This window comes from Ruegeria sp. BC3, from assembly GCF_056539265.1.
Window position 1 is genome coordinate 1 of sequence record NZ_JBQFUP010000024.1, and the last position, 1,230, is coordinate 1,230.

At 58.9% G+C, this 1,230-nt stretch carries 1 protein-coding gene; it reads left to right on the plus strand.

The window, feature by feature from the left end; genetic code table 11:
• Positions 1–1,176: elongation factor Tu (gene tuf, locus ACR0MV_RS21620; protein WP_170429872.1), on the plus strand; the 1,176-nt coding region annotated here is incomplete at its 5' end.
• Between the last annotated feature and the right edge of the window lie 54 nt (positions 1,177–1,230).

The following is a 1,230-nucleotide window of genomic DNA, read 5'->3' on the forward strand; positions in this document are numbered from 1 at the left end:
ATGGCAAAGGAAAAGTTTGAGCGTACAAAACCGCACGTCAACATCGGCACGATTGGCCACGTTGACCATGGTAAAACGACGCTGACCGCAGCGATCACCAAGTATTTCGGTGACTTCAAAGCGTATGACCAGATTGACGGTGCGCCGGAAGAGAAAGCGCGCGGGATCACCATCTCGACCGCCCACGTGGAATACGAGACCGACAACCGCCACTATGCGCACGTCGACTGCCCCGGCCACGCTGACTACGTCAAGAACATGATCACCGGTGCTGCCCAGATGGACGGCGCGATTCTGGTTGTGAACGCCGCTGACGGCCCGATGCCGCAGACGCGTGAGCACATCCTGCTGGGCCGCCAGGTTGGCATCCCGAAGATGGTCGTGTTCCTGAACAAAGTTGACCAGGTTGACGACGAAGAGCTGCTGGAACTGGTTGAGATGGAAGTTCGCGAACTGCTGTCCAGCTACGACTACCCCGGCGACGATATTCCGATCATCGCAGGTTCGGCTCTGGCGGCGATGGAAGGCAACAACCCGGAAATCGGCGAAGAGAAGATCAAGGAACTGATGGCGGCTGTTGATGACTACATCGATACCCCTGAGCGTGCTGTTGACCAGCCGTTCCTGATGCCGATCGAAGACGTGTTCTCGATCTCGGGTCGTGGTACCGTTGTGACCGGTCGTGTTGAGCGTGGCGTGATCAACGTTGGCGACGAGATCGAAATCGTTGGCATCCGTGACACCACCAAGACGACCTGCACCGGCGTTGAAATGTTCCGCAAGCTGCTGGACCGCGGTGAAGCGGGCGACAACATCGGCGCGCTGCTGCGTGGTGTTGACCGTGACGGCGTTGAGCGTGGCCAGGTTCTGTGTAAGCCGGGTTCGGTTACACCGCACACCAAGTTCGAAGCCGAAGCCTATATCCTGACCAAGGAAGAAGGCGGTCGTCACACTCCGTTCTTCGCGAACTACCGTCCGCAGTTCTACTTCCGTACGACTGACGTGACCGGTACCGTGACCCTGGCGGAAGGCACCGAGATGGTCATGCCCGGCGACAACGTGTCGTTCGGCGTTGAGCTGATCGCGCCGATCGCGATGGAAAACGGTCTTCGCTTCGCGATCCGCGAAGGCGGCCGCACCGTCGGCGCCGGCGTTGTGTCGAAAATCATCGAGTAATTCGCACCCGCGAATACCGACAGAAAGGGCGCCCAAATGGGCGCCCTTTTTTGT